A 1445-nucleotide genomic window follows, 5' to 3' on the forward strand; every position below is an offset into this window, starting at 1 on the left:
TGAACTGCCCCCCGAATGTTGGACACCTGACCCCTCGGGAGGGTGTTCCATGACGAAATACAACCTAGCACTCAAGCAATCACTGATTGAAGAGTGTTTGTCTGCCAGTAGCGTTCATGAGGTGGCCCTCAAGCATGGCTTGAGTCCATCGCTGCTGCGGCGCTGGGTCAAGGGTTTTGAAAAGCACGGCGCCTCTGGCTTGATTGCCAAGTACAGCCGTTACGATGCCCAGTTTAAATTGAAGGTTTTGCAGTGCATCGAACAAGACGGACTGTCGGACCAGCAGGCCTGTATACGGTTTGATATCCGTGGTCCAAGTAGTATCAGGCAGTGGCGAAAGCTGTACGATGAAGGTGGCGTAGAAGCACTACAACCGCATCGTCTTAAAGAGTCCAGCATGCCCCGCAAACCTTCCAGGCAACCCAAAGCAAGTCCTGCTCTTCCTGCGGACGCAGAGCTGACCTCTGAACAAATGCTCGCAGAACTGGCCTATCTGCGCGCGGAGAATGCCTATCTAAAAAAGCTCGATGCCTTAATCCAAGCGGATCCCCGTACTGCGCAGCCAAAAAAACGCAGGCCGTCCAAGGATTGAGGCATGAGTATCCACTTGCTCTGTTGCTACGTGCTGCGGGACTTGCACGCAGCACCTTCTATTACCAAAGCAAAACACTGCTAACCGACAAGCATGCCGACCTTAAAGATCGCATCCGCAGCGTCTATCACGGGCATAAGGGGCGTTACGGCTACCGCCGCATCACCGAGACCCTTAGGAACAATGGCGAGTTGATCAATCACAAGAAGGTGCAGCGGCTGATGCAGATGATGGGCCTCAAGTCGTTGGTCAAAGTGAAGAAATATCGCTCTTACCGAGGTGCTGAAGGGCTTGTTGCGCCTGATCTACTAAAGCGCGAATTTAAGGCAGAAGCCCCTAACCAGAAATGGGCAACCGACGTGACGGAGTTCAAGGTGAAGGGGCAGAAACTGTTTCTTTCGCCTCTCATGGATTTGTACAACGGCGAGATCCTGGCTTACCAGATCAACCGACGTCCCGAGTTCAGGATGGTTTCGACGATGCTGGAAAAGGCCTTCGGGCGACTGAATCAAGGGGACAAACCGATACTGCACTCTGACCAGGGTTGGCAGTACAGGCAGCCTACCTACCGACACATGCTGGCCGAAAAGAGCATCGAGCAGAGCATGTCGCGCAAGGGTAATTGCTTGGACAATGCCGCCATGGAAAGCTTTTTCGGCACGCTCAAGAGCGAGTTTTTCTATCTGGAATCATTTGAGAGTGTGGAGCAGCTGGCATCAGGCATAGAGGATTACATCGCCTACTACAACCAAGACCGCATAAGCCTCAGACTGAATGGCTTGAGCCCGGTACAATTTCGGACCCAGGCATTAAATCAATAGCGTCCCCTGTCCAACTTTCGGGGGGCAGTTCA

The 1445-nt window shown here is 52.9% G+C and carries 1 protein-coding gene; it reads left to right on the forward strand.

Translation table 11 applies throughout. The annotated features are described in order from the left end of the window. Window positions 1–49 precede the first annotated feature (49 nt). Window positions 50–1413, forward strand: a protein-coding gene (locus CKW24_RS27640; protein ID WP_095172051.1) for an IS3 family transposase whose coding sequence is annotated in 2 segments (ribosomal slippage) — window positions 50–515 and window positions 515–1413 — 1365 coding nt in all. Because the reading frame shifts where the segments join, the coding sequence is not laid out codon by codon here. Window positions 1414–1445: the final 32 nt, after the last annotated feature.

Source organism: Pseudomonas sp. Irchel 3H3, assembly GCF_900187635.1.
Classification (GTDB): Bacteria; Pseudomonadota; Gammaproteobacteria; order Pseudomonadales; family Pseudomonadaceae; genus Aquipseudomonas.